The sequence below is a fragment of the Amazonocrinis nigriterrae CENA67 genome (assembly GCF_016056305.1).
In the GTDB taxonomy this organism is placed as follows: Bacteria; Cyanobacteriota; Cyanobacteriia; order Cyanobacteriales; family Nostocaceae; genus Amazonocrinis; species Amazonocrinis nigriterrae.
Map to the genome: position 1 here is coordinate 307,642 of NZ_JAECZC010000001.1, position 16,640 is coordinate 324,281.

General features: G+C 41.0%; 19 protein-coding genes and 21 tRNA genes. 8 read left to right on the plus strand and 32 right to left on the minus strand.

What is annotated here, in order from left to right:
- Nucleotides 1-23: 23 nt before the first annotated feature.
- Together I8748_RS01280 and I8748_RS01285 are read right to left on the minus strand one after the other, a co-directional pair.
- Complete coding sequence (locus I8748_RS01280) at nucleotides 24-992, minus strand: type II restriction endonuclease (RefSeq protein WP_198122932.1); 969 nt, start codon at nucleotides 990-992, stop codon at nucleotides 24-26.
- A gap of 14 nt (nucleotides 993-1,006) precedes the next feature.
- On the minus strand, nucleotides 1,007-2,437 hold the full coding sequence (locus I8748_RS01285; protein WP_198122879.1) for a site-specific DNA-methyltransferase: 1,431 nt from the start codon (nucleotides 2,435-2,437) through the stop codon (nucleotides 1,007-1,009).
- A 209-nt stretch (nucleotides 2,438-2,646) separates the two neighbouring features.
- Here I8748_RS01285 and I8748_RS01290 point away from each other — a divergent pair, with 209 nt between their 5' ends.
- The 3 genes from I8748_RS01290 to I8748_RS35975 are packed head-to-tail and all read left to right on the plus strand — an operon-like array spanning nucleotide 2,647 to nucleotide 4,152.
- A complete protein-coding gene (locus I8748_RS01290; protein ID WP_198122880.1) occupies nucleotides 2,647-3,621 on the plus strand; it encodes a threo-3-hydroxy-L-aspartate ammonia-lyase in 975 nt (324 codons plus the stop codon).
- Between the two features lie 2 nt (nucleotides 3,622-3,623).
- A complete protein-coding gene (locus I8748_RS01295) occupies nucleotides 3,624-4,019 on the plus strand; it encodes a GNAT family N-acetyltransferase (protein ID WP_318781176.1) in 396 nt (131 codons plus the stop codon).
- The gene (locus I8748_RS35975; RefSeq protein ID WP_318781177.1) at nucleotides 3,979-4,152 is read left to right on the plus strand and encodes a hypothetical protein; all 174 of its coding nucleotides are present in this window, start codon (nucleotides 3,979-3,981) and stop codon (nucleotides 4,150-4,152) included. Before I8748_RS01295 ends, I8748_RS35975 begins: the two co-directional genes overlap by 41 nt.
- A gap of 533 nt (nucleotides 4,153-4,685) precedes the next feature.
- Here the strand turns inward: I8748_RS35975 and I8748_RS01300 are convergent.
- Complete coding sequence (locus I8748_RS01300; RefSeq protein ID WP_198122881.1) at nucleotides 4,686-5,219, minus strand: GAF domain-containing protein; 534 nt, start codon at nucleotides 5,217-5,219, stop codon at nucleotides 4,686-4,688.
- A 278-nt stretch (nucleotides 5,220-5,497) separates the two neighbouring features.
- On the opposite strand from I8748_RS01300, the gene I8748_RS01305 reads away from it, so the two are divergent.
- A complete protein-coding gene (locus I8748_RS01305; RefSeq protein ID WP_198122882.1) occupies nucleotides 5,498-5,770 on the plus strand; it encodes a GlsB/YeaQ/YmgE family stress response membrane protein in 273 nt (90 codons plus the stop codon).
- 208 nt (nucleotides 5,771-5,978) lie between these two features.
- On the opposite strand, the gene I8748_RS01310 is transcribed toward I8748_RS01305, so the two are convergent.
- Nucleotides 5,979-6,161 (minus strand): CsbD family protein, encoded by a 183-nt coding sequence (locus I8748_RS01310; RefSeq protein WP_198122883.1) that lies wholly within the window; start codon nucleotides 6,159-6,161, stop codon nucleotides 5,979-5,981.
- Nucleotides 6,162-6,490: 329 nt separating this feature from the next.
- Here I8748_RS01310 and I8748_RS01315 point away from each other — a divergent pair, with 329 nt between their 5' ends.
- Both I8748_RS01315 and I8748_RS01320 read left to right on the plus strand, forming a co-directional pair.
- Nucleotides 6,491-7,366 (plus strand): TIGR02587 family membrane protein, encoded by an 876-nt coding sequence (locus I8748_RS01315; RefSeq protein ID WP_404800254.1) that lies wholly within the window; start codon nucleotides 6,491-6,493, stop codon nucleotides 7,364-7,366.
- On the plus strand, nucleotides 7,363-7,761 hold the full coding sequence (locus tag I8748_RS01320; protein ID WP_198122884.1) for a TIGR02588 family protein: 399 nt from the start codon (nucleotides 7,363-7,365) through the stop codon (nucleotides 7,759-7,761). The genes I8748_RS01315 and I8748_RS01320 overlap by 4 nt, the downstream gene beginning before the upstream one ends.
- 335 nt (nucleotides 7,762-8,096) lie before the next feature.
- Here I8748_RS01320 and I8748_RS01325 read toward each other — a convergent pair whose 3' ends face one another.
- The 25 genes from I8748_RS01325 to I8748_RS01445 form a co-directional block, all read right to left on the minus strand.
- On the minus strand, nucleotides 8,097-8,864 hold the full coding sequence (locus I8748_RS01325; RefSeq protein ID WP_198122885.1) for a ChaB family protein: 768 nt from the start codon (nucleotides 8,862-8,864) through the stop codon (nucleotides 8,097-8,099).
- 128 nt (nucleotides 8,865-8,992) lie between these two features.
- Nucleotides 8,993-9,532, minus strand: a complete 540-nt coding sequence (locus I8748_RS01330) for a Dps family protein (RefSeq protein WP_198122886.1) — start codon at nucleotides 9,530-9,532, stop codon at nucleotides 8,993-8,995.
- Nucleotides 9,533-9,802: 270 nt separating this feature from the next.
- Nucleotides 9,803-10,162, minus strand: a complete 360-nt coding sequence (locus tag I8748_RS01335; RefSeq protein WP_198122887.1) for a hypothetical protein — start codon at nucleotides 10,160-10,162, stop codon at nucleotides 9,803-9,805.
- A 752-nt stretch (nucleotides 10,163-10,914) separates the two neighbouring features.
- A tRNA-Lys gene (locus I8748_RS01340) sits at nucleotides 10,915-10,986 on the minus strand.
- 7 nt (nucleotides 10,987-10,993) lie between these two features.
- Nucleotides 10,994-11,067: transfer RNA gene (locus I8748_RS01345), tRNA-Lys, on the minus strand.
- A 220-nt stretch (nucleotides 11,068-11,287) separates the two neighbouring features.
- A tRNA-His gene (locus tag I8748_RS01350) sits at nucleotides 11,288-11,361 on the minus strand.
- A 6-nt stretch (nucleotides 11,362-11,367) separates the two neighbouring features.
- Nucleotides 11,368-11,441 (minus strand) — tRNA-Ala (locus tag I8748_RS01355).
- 5 nt (nucleotides 11,442-11,446) lie between these two features.
- A tRNA-Ala gene (locus tag I8748_RS01360) sits at nucleotides 11,447-11,549 on the minus strand.
- Between the two features lie 5 nt (nucleotides 11,550-11,554).
- Nucleotides 11,555-11,628: transfer RNA gene (locus I8748_RS01365), tRNA-Arg, on the minus strand.
- Nucleotides 11,629-11,637: 9 nt separating this feature from the next.
- Nucleotides 11,638-11,709: transfer RNA gene (locus tag I8748_RS01370), tRNA-Val, on the minus strand.
- A gap of 108 nt (nucleotides 11,710-11,817) precedes the next feature.
- Nucleotides 11,818-11,889: transfer RNA gene (locus tag I8748_RS01375), tRNA-Gly, on the minus strand.
- Nucleotides 11,890-11,898: 9 nt separating this feature from the next.
- Nucleotides 11,899-11,969, minus strand: a tRNA-Gly gene (locus I8748_RS01380).
- A 3-nt stretch (nucleotides 11,970-11,972) separates the two neighbouring features.
- Nucleotides 11,973-12,096: transfer RNA gene (locus I8748_RS01385), tRNA-Thr, on the minus strand.
- An 8-nt stretch (nucleotides 12,097-12,104) separates the two neighbouring features.
- Nucleotides 12,105-12,180: transfer RNA gene (locus tag I8748_RS01390), tRNA-Met, on the minus strand.
- A gap of 10 nt (nucleotides 12,181-12,190) precedes the next feature.
- Nucleotides 12,191-12,261: transfer RNA gene (locus I8748_RS01395), tRNA-Asn, on the minus strand.
- Nucleotides 12,262-12,269: 8 nt separating this feature from the next.
- A tRNA-Phe gene (locus I8748_RS01400) sits at nucleotides 12,270-12,344 on the minus strand.
- 80 nt (nucleotides 12,345-12,424) lie between these two features.
- Nucleotides 12,425-12,499 (minus strand) — tRNA-Arg (locus I8748_RS01405).
- Between the two features lie 8 nt (nucleotides 12,500-12,507).
- Nucleotides 12,508-12,593: transfer RNA gene (locus I8748_RS01410), tRNA-Ser, on the minus strand.
- 4 nt (nucleotides 12,594-12,597) lie between these two features.
- Nucleotides 12,598-12,680: transfer RNA gene (locus I8748_RS01415), tRNA-Tyr, on the minus strand.
- A 6-nt stretch (nucleotides 12,681-12,686) separates the two neighbouring features.
- A tRNA-Glu gene (locus I8748_RS01420) sits at nucleotides 12,687-12,757 on the minus strand.
- Between the two features lie 6 nt (nucleotides 12,758-12,763).
- Nucleotides 12,764-12,835 (minus strand) — tRNA-Trp (locus tag I8748_RS01425).
- A 2-nt stretch (nucleotides 12,836-12,837) separates the two neighbouring features.
- A tRNA-Met gene (locus I8748_RS01430) sits at nucleotides 12,838-12,913 on the minus strand.
- Between the two features lie 11 nt (nucleotides 12,914-12,924).
- Nucleotides 12,925-13,023, minus strand: a tRNA-Cys gene (locus I8748_RS01435).
- Between the two features lie 83 nt (nucleotides 13,024-13,106).
- A tRNA-Asp gene (locus I8748_RS01440) sits at nucleotides 13,107-13,180 on the minus strand.
- Between the two features lie 116 nt (nucleotides 13,181-13,296).
- Nucleotides 13,297-13,491, minus strand: a complete 195-nt coding sequence (locus I8748_RS01445) for a hypothetical protein (RefSeq protein WP_198122888.1) — start codon at nucleotides 13,489-13,491, stop codon at nucleotides 13,297-13,299.
- Nucleotides 13,492-13,687: 196 nt separating this feature from the next.
- Here I8748_RS01445 and I8748_RS01450 point away from each other — a divergent pair, with 196 nt between their 5' ends.
- Complete coding sequence (locus I8748_RS01450) at nucleotides 13,688-14,539, plus strand: polysaccharide deacetylase family protein (RefSeq protein WP_318781178.1); 852 nt, start codon at nucleotides 13,688-13,690, stop codon at nucleotides 14,537-14,539.
- Between the two features lie 190 nt (nucleotides 14,540-14,729).
- Here I8748_RS01450 and I8748_RS01455 read toward each other — a convergent pair whose 3' ends face one another.
- From I8748_RS01455 to I8748_RS01465, 3 genes are all read right to left on the minus strand, one after another.
- On the minus strand, nucleotides 14,730-15,119 hold the full coding sequence (locus I8748_RS01455; protein WP_198122890.1) for an alr0857 family protein: 390 nt from the start codon (nucleotides 15,117-15,119) through the stop codon (nucleotides 14,730-14,732).
- Nucleotides 15,120-15,135: 16 nt separating this feature from the next.
- Nucleotides 15,136-15,669, minus strand: a complete 534-nt coding sequence (locus I8748_RS01460; RefSeq protein ID WP_198122934.1) for an HNH endonuclease — start codon at nucleotides 15,667-15,669, stop codon at nucleotides 15,136-15,138.
- Nucleotides 15,670-15,782: 113 nt separating this feature from the next.
- Nucleotides 15,783-16,019, minus strand: a complete 237-nt coding sequence (locus tag I8748_RS01465) for a hypothetical protein (protein WP_404800256.1) — start codon at nucleotides 16,017-16,019, stop codon at nucleotides 15,783-15,785.
- An 83-nt stretch (nucleotides 16,020-16,102) separates the two neighbouring features.
- On the opposite strand from I8748_RS01465, the gene I8748_RS01470 reads away from it, so the two are divergent.
- A complete protein-coding gene (locus I8748_RS01470; RefSeq protein WP_096556461.1) occupies nucleotides 16,103-16,438 on the plus strand; it encodes a ribbon-helix-helix domain-containing protein in 336 nt (111 codons plus the stop codon).
- Nucleotides 16,439-16,640 lie beyond the last annotated feature (202 nt).

A 16,640-nucleotide genomic window follows, 5' to 3' on the forward strand; every position in this document is an offset into this window, starting at 1 on the left:
TTATTATTAGGTAGCTGTAACTTTTAAAGTTTGCACAACCAACGAGAAATAGATGCAACTTGGTTTTCCTGATTCAAGTTAGCAGCATTACTGAGAGTGCCATTTTCCAGTTGATTCCAGATTTCACCCGCCATCCTTTTTGCAATTGCTGAACCCACAAAAAAAGTGAAAGGTGAATGCTCAACTTTGGCAAATGCTTCGCGTATACGATTTAGTGCTGCTTGTGCAGTTTTCCAATGTTCATCTGCACCTGCGGGATCTATACCCCCTTTCAATTCACCAAGCGCGATAACATAAGGCGCAACTACAGATGGTTCAATTGCACTTGATTTATTGGCTACTAACTCTGATGGAGCAAGGTTAAACAAACAAAGATCCACATTACTCCTGACTAACGGCACAGTTAGATTGTAAATCAATGTGCGATTACCAATCTCACTCTCCCAGCTAATTCCACGTAAAGACAACTCAATTTCTGAGTCATTATTTGTCATGGCTATCCACTTTTTAGTTTTTGAGTGTTGCCAGTGGTATTTATTACCAGCAATTGTGAGAGTTGAAAGAATTGCGCGAGTCAGTTTTCTTTGTGCTAATGCACCTCCAACATTACGCATTGAGCCACCAAGTGTATCACCACGAGTTAGCAAGAATCTAAAAACTAATTCCTCAACAAAATTTGCGCCTGCTGGCTCAAGAAAATTCTTGATCAAACCATTTATCGCTTCAATCTTGTCCTCTGGCATTAGATGTGCAAGAGATTTGTCAGATAAGCCAGCCGCAGTTAATAGTCCCATCTCAATGCCTTTAACTTTTAATAAGTCAGCAGCATTCTCAGCTTCACCAGCAGCTTCTTGAAGTGCCCTGGCTTCCGCGACGTAAGGTGTAGCACGTCGATTTTTTTCAAGCGCAAGTGCAACAAAACCTGCACGGGTTGCTTCGTAAGTTGTTACCAGATCATCAATAGATTTCAGATGGTTACGATAGGCACACATAGGCATTTAAATTATTACTTTTTCCATACATAAACGCACTTACGCAAAGGTTCGCGCCCATGATGACCCATTTGTTGACTACTATTGCCTTTATCGCTTGGTAGAAGAAGAATATTTTCAACAGTAAAACCTAATTGTTCAGCAAAGTCAGAGAGAATCATATCTACTGAAATGCTTGCACCTGCGTAGCGCACATTGTCATTTACCATAAACATAAATGCTCCAGGTTTCAAAACACGAAAGCATTCTTGTATGATGCAAGCCATTTCATAGAAATAGCCCTTTACCATTCTTGGGATACCTTTATTGTTCAATAAACCTTGTGAGTTCTGATTTTCTAGAAATTTTAATATAGCTTGTAATAGATTTTGCGAATCAGCAATTGCCAAGGCTTTATTCCAGTCTGAATTTATAGCTAATAAATCTTTAGGGCGATTTTCAACCGTACAACTGAGCATCTTCTGTCGAAGATTAATTAATTCTGTTTCAGAAATACCAAGTAAAGCTAGTTCTAGTGCGTAGGTGCGAGTATAGTCATATCGATTACAATAGGGCGGTGATGTGATAATTGCATCGTATGAACCATCAGATAACTGTGGCATGACTTCAAGAGAAGAACCTTCACAAAGATAGATGTGACCTTGATTGTTGAAAGTTGAAAAAAGCTCAATCTGTTGTGTAGAAGGTTTTAAATCATCAAGAATTTCGTTAATTTTGTTAGTAATAGCTTTATCGAACTCTAGAATCTCACCTTTATTAAAAGGCTTCTTTCCCTGTCCACGACCAGAACGATAATCCCAACGGAGATACTGTCCATCTTTACGTGTGTAACTGACAGATTCTAAAACACAAAGCAAAGCAAATTTCAAAACTGCATGAACTCTGGTATTTTCTTGACGACAAGCTTCAAGATATTGTTCAATTGCAGTTTTAGTTGCTTGGGGGTAAGCTCCTTTAGTAATTTTTAACTCTGGCAGTTCAATTTTGTTATCAAACTGTTTCCAAGGCTGCAACTGTAACCAGGTTTTTAACCTTTTAAAATCATCAGAGGTAAATTCAATATCTAAAATTTTTTTAGTATTGATTATCTGTTGACCTATGGGTAACAATTCAATACCATCAGCATCAATTCCAACCTGACTAGCAGCAAATAAAGCAGTTCCACTGCCTGCGAAAGGGTCAAAAATCTTGCCTCGAGTAACTTTATATTTCTGAAACAAAAGTTCGACTAGAGAGGCAGAAAAGGCTTCCTTGTACTTGTACCACCGATAAATTGGTCTAGTTTTGTTAGCTTGAAAACTAACTAAAAGTCGGGTAAGCGAAGGCTGAACTACGAACTTGTTTTGAAAGCGATTGTGTAATTGCTTATCAAGGTCGTCAATCTCTCCTAAACCATCACTTTCTACTTCATGCACAATATTGGAGATGTTTGACAGACTTGTCACGATTCTACAAATTCCTGAAAATAAACTGATTTAATTTAGTATATCAGCGCCTCTATTTACCATCTCAAACACATAATCCTTAAATAAGGTTATAAAATTTGGTCAAGTTCAAGATACAGTTCAAGCGATTGCATATGAATCTGTGGGTAATTGGCATAAATTCTCTTTCATCTGAAAATAAAGAGTAACTAGCTTTAATACTGCCGTCGATGCCACAGCCTAACTCGGTCACTATCAATGATGTGCAAGCAGCACAAAAATGTCTTTTTGGTGTTGCTCATCACACACCCGTGCTAACTTCTAGAATTGTAAACGATCGCACCAATAGTCAAGTCTTTTTTAAGTGCGAAAATTTTCAACGCACAGGCGCTTTTAAATTTCGAGGCGCATACAACGCATTAGCACAGCTAACCAGTAGCGAAAAACAACGGGGTGTAATCACCTTTTCTTCGGGAAATCATGGACAAGCGATCGCTTTAGCTGGGAAACTGCTGAATATTCCCACAACTATTGTCATGCCTAATGATGCTCCTGCGGTGAAGCAAGCAGCAACTCAAAGTTATGGTGCAGAAATCATTCTGTACAATCGAGAAGAAAGCAACCGCGAGAAATTAGCGCAAACTTTAGCAAGCGATCGCGGTTTGACACTCATTCCCCCTTACGATCATCCTCATATCATCGCCGGACAAGGTACAGCTGCTTTAGAACTAATTCAAGAAGTTGGTCAACTCGACTTATTATTAGTCTGTTGTGGCGGTGGCGGATTAATTTCCGGTTGTGCTATTGCGACCAAAGCACTTTTACCCGATTGTCAAGTTATTGGCGTAGAACCAGAACTAGGCGATGATGCGACTCGTTCCTTTCACAGCAAAACTCTGCAAACTGTTAACAATCCTAATACTATTGCTGATGGCGCTCGTACTCCTAGCCTGGGAAAAATTACTTTCCCCCTAGTGCTGCATTACGTCGATGATATGGTAACAGTATCTGATTCAGCCATTGTTCGCACGATGTTTTTCTTATGGTCAAGGCTGAAAATTGTTGTTGAACCTACCGGAGTATTGGCGGCTGCTGCTTTACTAGAAGGTGTTGTCACACGACCAAATGCAAAAATTGGTGTAATTATCAGCGGTGGTAATGTTGATTTGGCACAGGTAGGTAAATTATTTGCTCAAGGAGAATAATTATGCAACCTCAGCCACTCCACCTAAAAATTCGTCCTGAAACCATTTTAGATACAGATGCGATCGCGAAAGTGAATCAACTAGCATTTGGGCAAGAAAATGAAGCGCATTTAGTCGAACGTATTCGTCAAAGCGATCGCTTTATTCCTGCACTTTCCTTAGTCGCCGAGGTTGATGGTGAAGTCGTCGGTCATATTCTTTTCAGTTATGTCGATTTGGTGGGTGAGGAAAAATTGCCTGTTTTGGCCTTAGCACCATTAGCAGTGCATCCCCTGTTTCAAAGACAGGGTATTGGTAGGCAGCTAGTTGAAGCTGGAGTTGCGATCGCTGATACAATGCAAGAACCAAAGAGCGATCGTGCTGGGACATCCCGGCTTCTACACTCGATTTGGTTTTAAGCGATCGGTGCTATACGGTATCAAGCCGCCTTTTTCAGTACCAGAAGAAGCTTTTATGATTAAACCACTCCAACAATATCAAGCAGCTTATCAGGGAATAGTCGCTTATCCCCCCGCTTTCGATGGAGTATAAAACCAAACAACCTTTTGATATCATGTACGGTTAAAGTTTTCAGCGAACATATAGCGATTCTCAGTTGGATGAGGTACGCTTCAACCCCACCCCCAGCCCCTCCCCGTTCACGGCTATCCATTAGTCACATCTTTCTTTACAATCTTGAAACCCTTGTTTTATAACCATCCTATCAACTGAGGGATTAGACATACTTGACAAATTCGCGCTTATTATTCTCGCTAAAACTGCGTTTTTATTGAGAATTAACGACGAACTAATAAGGGTTAGAAAAAACGTGAGTGAATACTCTCACAAATGTTGAGAAAGATCCGGGTAATGGATAGCCGTTCACGGGGAGGGGAGCGTTTGCAAAAAGCAAATGCGGGGTGGGGTTCCGACTGTATTGCAACGAAGTGAAAACCGCTATAATTCAAGACGGTTTTGTTTATTGATGACTGTTGACTATGAGTAGTGGGATATTTTTTTATTTGCAAGTCCCTTAGTAATAGTAGATTCCCTACTCACTACTCCCCATTCCCTACTCCCTACCCTCACTTGTTCTCAGCTTTAACGTAACTAACTACTAAGGGTGTCAGCTGACTTTCAAGTTGAGTAATAATAGCATGGTCAAATTCTGACCAAACTCGCTTTTGACCAAAGACACAAGGTTGCAAAATACCCCATAATTCACCGTTTTGGAATAAATGCGCGTGAATTAGCGCTCGATGTCCAAAAGTTCGACGCTCAAAGTCTTTATTAACAACTTCTGGGTTAGCGGTTTCCACATCTTCAATATAAATAGAAGGGTCAGTCCGCAGTGCCGCAGCAAATAAAGGGTCTTCTTCGGGTAATGATGGTGGTTCTAATTCCCATTTGGAAGTAATCATATTGGGAATTTCTTGATTTCTCCGCCAGCAGTAAGGAATTTTACCAAACTTAGTTTGAGGATTTCTCAGGTAAAGAAAACAGCGATCGCATTGCAATACTTCTCCCAGTGCTGGCAGGATTGCAGTCAAAATAGAATCTGGCTCGCTGTATCTATCTAAAATACTTTGTATGGTTGCTGGTAAAGCTAAGTAAGTCATGAAAAGTAGATTAATTTTTTGAGTATTTTCTCAAAAATCTGCAATTCAAAACATCACCCCACCGACACAAACACCATACGAAAATGAATGCTAGCCACAACAAGTATTCCTATGCATTATTGTGAAATCACAATGCTAAGGTCTATTTTGCGATTATTCTACTGAAAACGTATATTTTTATTCAATTTTATTTATATTTAATACTTATTTCTTTCGGTAGAAGTAAATAAGTATTGTAATTTATAACCTTTCTATTAAGTCTTTTGATAAATTAAATTATGAACATTATAGCTTGGATAATTCTTGGTTTAATAGCCGGAGCTATAGCTAAAGCTATTTACCCTGGTCATCAGGGTGGTGGAATTATTGCAACCATGATTCTAGGTATCATCGGTGCTATAATTGGAGGAACTATAGCCACGCTTTTAGACACAGGAAGATTACAACTAACCGCAGCAACTCTCAGTATTCCTGGTTTAATTATTGCTATTATTGGTGCAATGATTGCAATTTTTCTGTGGGGCTTAATTACTGGTCGTAGGAGTTATTAGTTAAATATCAATAAATGCATGGTTAGATCAAATTTTTGATAACTAACCTTTTTTATTAAATGTAATAAATTAATTATAATTATTCCGCTTAACTGAACTCAAACTCTTAACTAGTCGTCTTTAGATAACTTTAGCTAAAAGCCTAGGAATTCATTCCTAGGCAGTTTTTGCAACTGGTGCAAGATATCAGTTAAATCAACAAGATAACTTATTTGAGAACATCCTTGATTTCATCTTTGATGTTTTCTGTAGTGTGAATAACTTGAGACTCATCTTGCTTGGCTTGTCCTTCAACCTTGTCAGCTGGATTGCCAGTAACTTCACCAATTGCCTCTTGTAGCTTACCTTCGATATTTTTCGCTGTTGCTTCTACTCTTTTTTCGATACTCATAGCTTTTTATTTAAATTATTGTAACTATCAACTAGTAAATAAAATAACAGTAATATATAATTTTTTGCTCTTTCATTGGAGAGATCTTTTTTAAGCATCTCATATCTTCAGATAGATGCAGGCTAAAATGATACGATATTTGAATATAGGACTCATATTTGAGTTCTGAACAAAACTCAGTACACTTTTATTCCTTCTTACTGTTCCCCGTTCCCTGTTCCCCGTTCCCTTCCTACGCAAATGTTTTCAGGAATCAAATCGGATTCCTATATCTTGTTTCTATATAAACTTACCCTCAAGTAAATTTGATTCACAGGGAAAAAATCAGAGTGGTCATAAAGCGAAAGAAAAATGTCTGGACAACAGAGATAAATGATATAATAAGGGGCGCTTGTGGTGGTTTTTTATTTGGTATCCCATTGCTATACACAATGGAAGTTTGGTGGATTGGGTCACTTGTAAAACCACAACAAATGCTCATGGCGATCGCATTAATGTTTGCTGCGGTTTTCTTACTCAACCAGACAGAAGGATTTCGCAAACGCAAACGTAACTTGCGAATTTACGAAACACTAATAGATACCGTAGAAGCAATAGCGATCGGACTAGCTTGTTCTACCTTAGTACTATTATTATTGCGAGAACTCACATTAGAAACATCTCTCAAAGAAGGTTTAGGTAAAATTATCTTTGAAAGTGTACCTTTTACTCTTGGTGTAGCATTATCTAACCAGTTGTTAGGTGATACTAATAACACCAATACTCAAGCACAGACAAACAAAGTCAACAACTACAAACAGGGTGGCTTGCAAGCCACCCTTTCTGATATGGGTGCAACCTTAATTGGTGCTACTGTAATAGCATTTAATATTGCTCCAACTGATGAAATTCCCATGCTTGCAGCCGCAGTTTCACCACCTTGGCTTTTAGCAATGATCGCTGCATCTTTAGTAATATCTTATGGCATTGTATTTCAGGCAGGCTTTTCAGACCAACAAAAACGCAGACAGCAACAGGGAATTTTTCAAAGACCATCAAGTGAAACTATTATGTCTTACTTGTTGTCCCTACTAGCAGGCGCTTTTATGCTTTGGTTCTTTCAAAAAATAAGTTTCGATGACCCTTGGACAATGTGGTTAGACCATACCTTAGTGCTAGGTTTACCTGCAACAATTGGTGGTGCAGCTGGTAGATTAGCAATATGACCCAAACAGAACAAAAACCACAACGTTCTTCAGCTGAATGGATGACATTCAGCATTGCCTCACTTATCCTAGCAGTAATTATTGGCTTAGTAGTGTACACTTGGCTAGACGACGAAAATCAACCCCCCATCCTTTCTGTTAGTAACAAACAAACAGTTAGAGAAATTGATGGACAATTTTATGTACCCTTTGAAATCGTTAATACTGGAGGAGAAACAGCTGAATCAGTTCAGATTATCGCTGAATTACAGATTGACAGCAAAGTCGTAGAAACAGGAGAACAACAAATTGACTTTTTATCTCGTGGAGAAAAAGAAGAAGGAGCATTTATATTTAGTAAAAATCCACGCCAAGGTCAATTAACACTGCGCGTTTCCAGCTACAAATCACCCTAATAATTCGTAATTCGTAATTCGTAATTCGTAATTAACTTATATATAGCAACGCGAAATCATTTGTAAAAGTCTTCTTCCTCTCTTCTTCTCCTTCTTCGCGTCCTTAGCGTCCTTTGCGGTTCGTTGAAAAGAGTATTGTTCACAACTAAAGTACTATTGTTATAGTAATGCTAAAACATTCGTGCGTGAAAATCTCTCTTGTTTCTCTCTGCGTTCTCTGCGCCTCTGCGGTTAGTTAAAATGAATTCTTTTTTAAAAATCACATAAAACACTAACTATAAGGGGCGCAAGGTGTTGCGCCCCTAAAAAATTATTACCAACCTATTTACACCAAATTAAACACCAACCTTAGCCTTTGACCAAACCCCATTTTCATCTTCATCAAAGTTTTTGTGAACAGCTTCCCAAGCAGCTTGTTCAGCATTAAACTCATCACTTGTCTCACTTAAAACAGCATTATAGCGTTCAATAAATGTACGCTGAGCATCTGGGGAAAGATGAGAACGAACTTCAGGAGATAAATCTTCCGCACTGTTGCAAGGGCCAAGACAAGGGTGAGTAAATGTTTTCTCAACAGTGTTAATTTCTTCGCCACCAGCACTTTCGAGTAGCAATTGGAATTCGCCAGCGCGATCGCTTGGAACTTCTGCCATTAATAGAAACTCACCAGCTTGTAAGCGAGTTTGATAAATAGCGGCTTTATCTTCTGGTAATCCCCAAGCAGTCAGAACTGACACTAAACCTGCACCTGCACTACCTGCGATCGCCCCACTAGCAGCACCTAATAGCAAAGCACTGATTGGCCCTGCTGCCACAATTGGCCCCACAAAGGGAATAAACAGTACGCCAACACCTGTAAGTAAGCTGAGAAACGAACCAAACAAAGAGCCAAAAATTGCTCCTGTTCGCAAACCTCCAAGAATTATATCTTTCTTAGTAATAAAGCCAGAAATTCGAGTTTCCGACTGGAAATTTCTACCCAGAACCGAAATATGATCTCTAGGCACACCTCTGTCAAGTAAACGTCGAATCACATCATCAATCTGCTTCTGTTCTTTAAATACAGCCGAGATTGTACGTTCTGCTTGATAAGTTTCTGGCACTTGCCTACTCCTTAAATATTGCTTTTATCATGGACATGTCAGAAGGCAGATGTGGCTAGTATTAATCCTTTCCACAGACTGCCTTACTCAAATCAGATGTTATGAACTGGATTTATATTGCTTATTGGCTACACGCCTACAGGGGTTTTAGCTTCTGCTGCTGGCTTTGCACCATTTGGTTCTACTGGCTGTCCTTCAATAAATGAGCGCAGCATCCAAGCTATTTCTTCGTGTTCTTCCATCAGTCCAGTCAAAAAGTCAGCTGTTCCTTCATCATGGAACTGCTCACTAGAGCGATCGATATGCTCTCTTAAATTGCGAACAATCTGCTCGTGATCTTCCACAAGATTAGCTACCATCCCCGTTGCACTGGGAACATCACCAGCATGTTCTTTAATGGTAGCAATCTTCAGAAATCCTTCCATTGTCCCGACTGGATAGCCACCCAAAGCACGAACCCGCTCCGCTAAGGCATCAATATTCACAGTTAATTTTTCGTAGTGTTCTTCCCAAAGTTGGTGCAGACTGCGGAACTGAGGTCCAACCACATCCCAGTGGTACTTTTTAGTTTTTACTAACACTACATAAGAATCTGCTAAATCTTGATTTAACAGATCAATTACACCTTGACGCTGTTCTTCTGTCAAACCAATGTTTATCGCACGCATTACTTTCCATCCCTAAGCGAACTTCTTTAATAACTTCCCAAAAATCAGCCATAATAAACATCAACCATAGGAAATATTATGTAAGCTCAATTAATTACTACTTAGGTTTATATTTATTTATACCTGATAATAGATAACAGGTACAGATAACTTAAAATTTTGCTATGAGTTATTATGTATTCAATAATAAATAATAAGCATCTTGAAAACTCCAAGTAATCAAGATGCTTATTTTATAACAAAAACTAGTTTTAGTAATCTACTGACTGCTTACTTATTACCTGTCACTTTTCCTAAAAAATTCTCCACCTCATCTCTAACAGAGGTTGCCCCTTGTGAATTTTCAGGACGCTTCTGTTTCTCAATATCAGCAGCGCCTTGGACTTCATTCAATCCTTCATTTGACTTCCTTTGAACCTCTTCTAGTCCTGGTGGTGGCTCTTTAGCAACTTTGTCAGTTTCGCGTTGAGTTTCAAGAAGTTGTGTAGTAGCCTTTTCAGGGTCGCTTTGAGTGCTAGTTATTGCAAAAGCCGGAACTACATTAGACAAGAATAACAAAGCACAAGTAAAAGCCACAATTAAGAAACGCACTGGACGTAAGCTAGATAAAACAACAGTAAAATTTTTCATTTGTAATCCTCAATAACAGCCTCAAAAATACAGGACTTGTAGTCAAAAATAGAAGCAGATACTTTGAGCTACATGAAAATTTGTGTAATCAAATTATCAAGCTCTACTTCTAGCAGATGGAAGTCCTTTAACAATGAAATAGATAGTGAAGAATTGAACTTTGCATTTTTACTTTACTTGCTTTGTCATTAGGTATTTAAAAACTACCTAATACACCTGGCATACAAATTTATTCTTCAGCCAAATTTCACCTATCTCTATTTTTAGCTGTGATAGTCGAGTACTCGCATCAATCTGTAGAATGAAATTATTTATATCTTAAGTTATAATAATATCAATCTATAGGTAGAGCGACTGTAGTTTATTACTATTTAAGTATTTGATTTCTCAGTTTTACTTAGAAATACTCGTAGGATGAAATTTCTCAATATCCTTTAATGCTTCGCCTCAATCAATATAAGTTATAAATATTATAATAGTTACTATTAAATTATTGAAATACATTTATAGTGAGTAAAATCTACCATATTTAAGTTTTTGTTGGCAAAGCCCACCCTACATTCCTGAAATTTTTTCAATCAATATTATTAGGTGGGTAATTCATAAGCAGCTTCACAAAGAAACCGTATAAGTTCTATTGCATATTGTTGATTTTAGAGAAAAAGTATCAATCTTTTTCCCCTACTCTCCTGTTGTCTTAACATTCAACTTCGCGTCTACACATCCCACTAAATCCCTTAATAAAAGAATAATGGGTGGTATAGGAGTCGAACCTATCTAGTACGGATTAAAAGCCCGCTACACAGCCGCTATGTCAACCACCCGCAAAAATGGGGATAGTAGGACTTGAACCTACGACCTTGAGATTAAGAGTCACCTGCTCTAACCAACTGAGCTATATCCCCTCAAAAATTAACGTCCAACCACAGCTTAGTAGACAAATTAAATCCACCAGGGAGGTACTGCCCCTCCTATATCTGTGTTATCAGCACAGCGCCTCACTTTTCGGCTTCAGGTGGAAAAGATTGTAGACAGAGGAAGATGGAGGAATCGAACCCCTACAGTTACCTGTAATCCAAGTTTCAAGCTTGGTTGCCGTCCATTCAGTAGCATCTTCCATTTAGGGGTGCCTGACGGGACTCGAACCCGCTATGACTGGTTCCACAAACCAGCGCCTCGACCACTTTGGCTTCAGACACCATCAGTGGAATCAATGGGATTTGAACCCATGACCTCCTGTGTGCAAGACAGGCGCTCTAGCCAACTGAGCTATGACCCCATATTTGGTGGATACTGGTCGGAATTGTAGACGCAAAGCGGCTTCCCGCAGGGTACCGACAACTTTCTAACAGCCAGTTAGACGCTTTACCGATTAAGCTACAGACCCACAGGCGAGAGTGGTAGGACTTGAACCTACAACCTTCGAGGTAGAAGCTCGATGCTCTGTTCCATTGAGCTACACTCCCAATATTTAGTAGTCCTGGCAGGATTTGAACCTGCAATTGATTGCTTGTAGGACAATTGCTCTACCGTTGAGCTACAGGACTACGTAATACCAATTTGAAAAATGATTGCGACATATTGATTTGCGCGTACCAGGACACACAAGACGATTCACAATCTAAAATCCAAAATCTAAAATCCAAAATGGTATAAGCGAGTGGAGGGACTTGAACCCACGCACTGAGTATGGCGCACTCAGATGCTACCAATTACATCACACCCGCAAGTTTTAAAGCGGATAACGAGCATCGAACTCGTGCCAAGAGTTTGGAAGACTCACATGCTGCCGCTACACCATATCCGCATCTGGAGCTAGTGACAGGAATTGAACCTGCAACCTACTGATTACAAGTCAGTTGACGGACACTCGCCTCAACGGGGGGGAACCCCCGCACGGCGGTGTCCTCCTCTGCCAATTGAGCTACACCAGCATGAATTTTGGTGACGGGGGCAGGAGTTGCACCTGCCGATATGAGGCTTATGAGACCTCCAAGCCACTCTTGCTTCATCCCCGCGTGTCACCAATACCCCTGACTGGATTTGAACCAGCAACCTTGCGGTTAACAGCCGCTTGCTCTGCCATTGAGCTACGGGGCAACAACAGCCCCCCAGGTCGGAATTGAACCGACAACCTCCTGTTCTTCAGACAGGCGCTAACTACCAACTGAGCTACCGGGGGATAAAGAGGAGAGATGGATCTTAGCCTGTGGACTGATTAGTTCCGTTTGAATCAGCCACTCCATCATCTCTCCCATGTAACGAGAGCGGAGGGATTTGAACCCTCACGTCTTCAGTTTCGTAGACTGAGATGTTATCCAGTTACACCACGCTCTCAATTAAGGCGGAGAGAGAGGGATTTGAACCCTCGACGGTCGTTAACCGCTCTCCCTTAGCAGGGGAGTGCCTTAAGCCACTCAGCCATCCCTCCACAGTGGGTCGAGCAGGATTTGAACCTGCGTGCAAAATAGAACAGTTTTACAGACTGTCGCCTTCAACCAGACTCGGCCATCGACCCAGATAATTCCCCTGACGAGAATTGAACTCGCATCTTTGCTTTGAAAGAGCAATGACTTAACCATTCGTCCACAGGGGCATTAACGCAGAGACTAGGATTTGAACCTAGAACATCGGATTTGGAGTCACGAGGTATTGCCGTTACACCATCCCTGCATTGGTGGCAGCGGCGGGATTTGCACCCGCATACACCAGGGTATGAACCTGGCGCTTTGCTAGTTAAGCTACGCTGCAATAATCACCAAAGGCTGAGGTGAGAATCGTAGACGCGAAGCGGCTTCCCGAAGGGTACTCACGATGTCGGTTTTGCAGACCGACGCCTTCAACCACTTGGCTACTCAGCCATTTGGGAGCCTCGACGGGAGTTGCACCCGCTTCTCTGTGCTTGAGAGGCACAGCGACTTGTCTAGTCGTCCACAAGGCTACACGGGAGTAACGAGACTTGAACTCGCAACCTATCGCTCGACAGGCGATCGCTCTAACCATTTGAGCTATACCCCCATGTTTGGTATCTGTGACTATTTTTTAGGCTTATAGGCACAGATTGTTGGTGAACTTGCCCATTCCTTATTCAGTTTTCAAGGTTCAGAAAAATTACTTTTAACTGTTAGAAACTATTAGCCAAATAACCGACGCTCTAAGTAATAAACCTGTTGTGTATTACTGATGTATTCGGTTGTTTTTGCTTTGGCAAACTGAGAACTTTTGTTGTCTACTGGCTCTACTTGAGATGTTTTGCAAGTAGAATCTGCTTTGTTTTTTGGAGAATTTAGTTTATCCCAACGTTTTGGGGCTGCTTGTATGTGGAACATGAGTTTTAACCCTTGGAAGCTTTGTCTTTCGCTTCACTACATTTATACTACATAAATACTACAAAAAGTGTCAAGGGGTTTCGGAAAATTTTTTTGAATTTGTGGAAAAGTGTTTCTATGCTTGGGGTGTAGCCTGTTAACCTCTCTCAAAAGCAGAACTACAGTTTATGATCGGGTGAGTTTTTGGAACTCTAATGTGGCAGACAACAACCTCAAGCGACAAAGAATATTTGGTGTTGTCGCGATCGCTTTCTCTGTAACAGCTTGTAGTATTGCTCCAGGCATACACCCACGATTGCAGGCTGACCCAGTAACAAGTCAACTCCATGCTGTACAAATTCCCAATCATCCAGCAAACAGCAAAGTTAATTCTCAATTGCTACCATCAGCCAAAGTAGAAAACCTCTCTTTTGCTGTACCAGATAAATTTCAAGGAAAAACAGTTTATCAAGTGCATCCCAGCAGCAATGAAAAGCTGATTGCCTTGACTATTGATGATGGCCCTTGGCCAAACACAACTTCACAAATGCTCGATATACTCAAGCAAAATGATGTTAAAGCAACATTCTTTTGGGTAGGGCAAGCTTTACAAGCTAATCCCGAACTTGCAAAACGAGTGGTGACCGAGGGACATGCCATCGGCAACCATACTTGGCATCATTGGTATCGGCGGATGGACGAAGCCACAGCCAAAAGTGAAATTGAACGGACAGCCGACTTGATCTACAAAACTACAGGAGTGAAAACTTCTTTGTTTCGTCCTCCTGGAGGCTTTTTAAACAACGGACTAGCCGCTTATGCCAAAAGCCAAAAAAATACTGTAGTTATGTGGTCGTTGACTTCAGCAGATACTGACCCTCACGCCAAACCGCAAGCATTTGTCAACAATGTTCTCAAAGGTGCAAAACCTGGTGCTATTGTTTTGATGCATGATGGTGGCGGCGATCGCCAAAGAACTGTACAAGCTTTGCCACAAATCATCACCGGACTTAAACAGCAAGGCTACAGATTTGTGACAATTCCCGAATTACTCAAAATTGCGCCATAAAGGGAGTAGGGAGTAGTGAGTGGGGAGTAGGGAGTAGGGGAGATAGCAGGGCGAACGCATCTAAATATAGTACATAAGTACTAAGTAGAGGATAATCGCGGGTGTTAGGGAGGTTGAGCGATCGCTCATTGATGGTAAAGTCATACTAAAAGTAGAGTAAAGCCCCATGCCCCATGCCCAATTCCCTTTTTCATTCACTCATGACAGAAGCGCAAGCTTGTGCTTCCTGCCAAAGTTTTTGTAACAAGAACTCGGCGCGATCGCTCATACTGGTGGCAAACACACCCATAGCGTCTTCAGAACCATCTGATAGCCAAGAACCGCGCAGAGTGACTTCCATACACTCGCTATCGCAAGCACAGAGGTCAATGATTTCACTGTCATCTCGTTTCACCTCAGCCTTGAGCAAATCTACCCCTGGTAAATCAACAGGCAGCAAAAAGGAAGCAGTGCTAGGTTCAACGCACAGACTTTGCCCGACACGCAGTGCGAAAATTACTCGCTGTGCCACCCAGTCTTCTAGTGGCTGAGTAAGACACTCTAAATAAAAGCTCTCTTCGGTGTAAGTTAATTTCAGCATTCCTTATGCTCTCCTGTTATTCCAGGTTTGCTTGCACATCTATCCAGAACTCTGTAGCGCTGTTACGCCAAGCTTTACTAACGACAAAAGAAATCGTCGGATGGACTGGTGCTTTTGGCGTTTTCCGCAGTTGCATACCAGCTTCAAAGGGGATGCGATCGCCTTTAGGGGAGTTACATCTTTCACCAGCTGTGACTACGTTGTCTCCAGTGTGTGAACTGCCTTGAGAGCGCCCAATCACATGATCTAACGTGAGATGTTTGCCGCTACCGCAATATTGGCAACTGTGATGGTCTGGCCGCGACACTTCCCGCCAATTTACTGGCAGAACTTTCCACATCTGTTCACTAGAGGCGATTTTCAAGCGAATGTGTTTTGCCACATCAATGACCAAGCCAGGTGAATGAACTCGCCATCTGTTTTGCGTGGCGAAACTTAGCCCTTCAGCTTTGCTTGTTACTAACAGCACAATTGCTCGCTTGATATTCACCCGACACAGTGGCAAGTAATTTTGAGAAAAAACCACCACAAATTGCTCTAACACTTGCATTGCGTTCGCGCAGCGCATCGAAGATGTTGTCACAGCTTCACTCCTTATAAAAAAACCCCCGCTTCTTGTTCATGTGAAGCGGGGGTTAGAAATTGACCGAAAAATTTCTGGTCTTATATCGGTACAGTATTGCTTCGTCTGTACCTCCCGCTTTCTAGATCTAGTTGTGGTTTTGCATTCAGCGCGCTAATGCCCAGATATCTAAAATCATAATTACCCTCTGTAATTTGGCGATGAATTTGGCTTCCATTGCCTATAAATAAATACTCCACTCCCACAGATGCTAATTCCCAACTGGCTCGCCAGTTAGTAGCACGCAAGGAAGTAGAGTTGGGGTAAAGAGATTTCACAGAAAATTTCACCTATTGAACATTCCTTTAAACATACTACACTTGTATTACTATCCTGTCCATACCTTGAAGGAGAAAAAGTCATGCATACGATCGCTCGCACCCCAACCACCGATATGGAAGTTACGAGCATTCGCTTGGAGCGGGAACTCAAAGATAAACTCAAAGACATAGCTGGCAATCAAGGGTATCAAGCCCTGATTCGAGATATCCTCTGGAATTATGTCCAGCAAAAATCAGGTGAGTGGAAACCCCGATTTTCACGAGCCGATATTCGAGCTAGTATAGCTGCCACAGCTTTGCAAGAAGAACGTTGTGTACTTACAGGTCAATTAATTCAAGCCCAACAACCCATGCTGCTAGGACTGACGAGGAATGGCGATATGGTTCCCTTAAGCGTCGAGAGTTTAGCTGGATAACCTTTTGTTTTGCTGAATGCAGCTCAGTTACTCTGATTAGTGACTGGGCTGCATTCATAATTTAGCTGCAAGTAAGTCCGCGTAAATAGTAAATATTTTACTCACCATAAAGTTATGTAGTGATATAACCAGATAAAAATCTGTTTTGACTGGTAGATATACTTGCTAAGATTGAGTTTTGATAACAGGGGGTGTAAAAGGA

Bases quoted from the DNA above. Each gene is read 5' to 3' on its own strand.
- I8748_RS01280 (WP_198122932.1), bottom strand. From the start codon at position 992: ATGTGTGCCTATCGTAACCATCTGAAATCTATTGATGATCTGGTAACA.
- I8748_RS01290 (WP_198122880.1), top strand. From the start codon at position 2,647: ATGCCACAGCCTAACTCGGTCACTATCAATGATGTGCAAGCAGCACAA.
- I8748_RS01295 (WP_318781176.1), top strand. From the start codon at position 3,624: ATGCAACCTCAGCCACTCCACCTAAAAATTCGTCCTGAAACCATTTTA.
- I8748_RS01300 (WP_198122881.1), bottom strand. From the start codon at position 5,219: ATGACTTACTTAGCTTTACCAGCAACCATACAAAGTATTTTAGATAGA.
- I8748_RS01305 (WP_198122882.1), top strand. From the start codon at position 5,498: ATGAACATTATAGCTTGGATAATTCTTGGTTTAATAGCCGGAGCTATA.
- I8748_RS01310 (WP_198122883.1), bottom strand. From the start codon at position 6,161: ATGAGTATCGAAAAAAGAGTAGAAGCAACAGCGAAAAATATCGAAGGT.
- I8748_RS01320 (WP_198122884.1), top strand. From the start codon at position 7,363: ATGACCCAAACAGAACAAAAACCACAACGTTCTTCAGCTGAATGGATG.
- I8748_RS01330 (WP_198122886.1), bottom strand. From the start codon at position 9,532: ATGCGTGCGATAAACATTGGTTTGACAGAAGAACAGCGTCAAGGTGTA.
- I8748_RS01335 (WP_198122887.1), bottom strand. From the start codon at position 10,162: ATGAAAAATTTTACTGTTGTTTTATCTAGCTTACGTCCAGTGCGTTTC.
- I8748_RS01445 (WP_198122888.1), bottom strand. From the start codon at position 13,491: ATGTTCCACATACAAGCAGCCCCAAAACGTTGGGATAAACTAAATTCT.
- I8748_RS01455 (WP_198122890.1), bottom strand. From the start codon at position 15,119: ATGCTGAAATTAACTTACACCGAAGAGAGCTTTTATTTAGAGTGTCTT.
- I8748_RS01460 (WP_198122934.1), bottom strand. From the start codon at position 15,669: ATGCAAGTGTTAGAGCAATTTGTGGTGGTTTTTTCTCAAAATTACTTG.
- I8748_RS01470 (WP_096556461.1), top strand. From the start codon at position 16,103: ATGCATACGATCGCTCGCACCCCAACCACCGATATGGAAGTTACGAGC.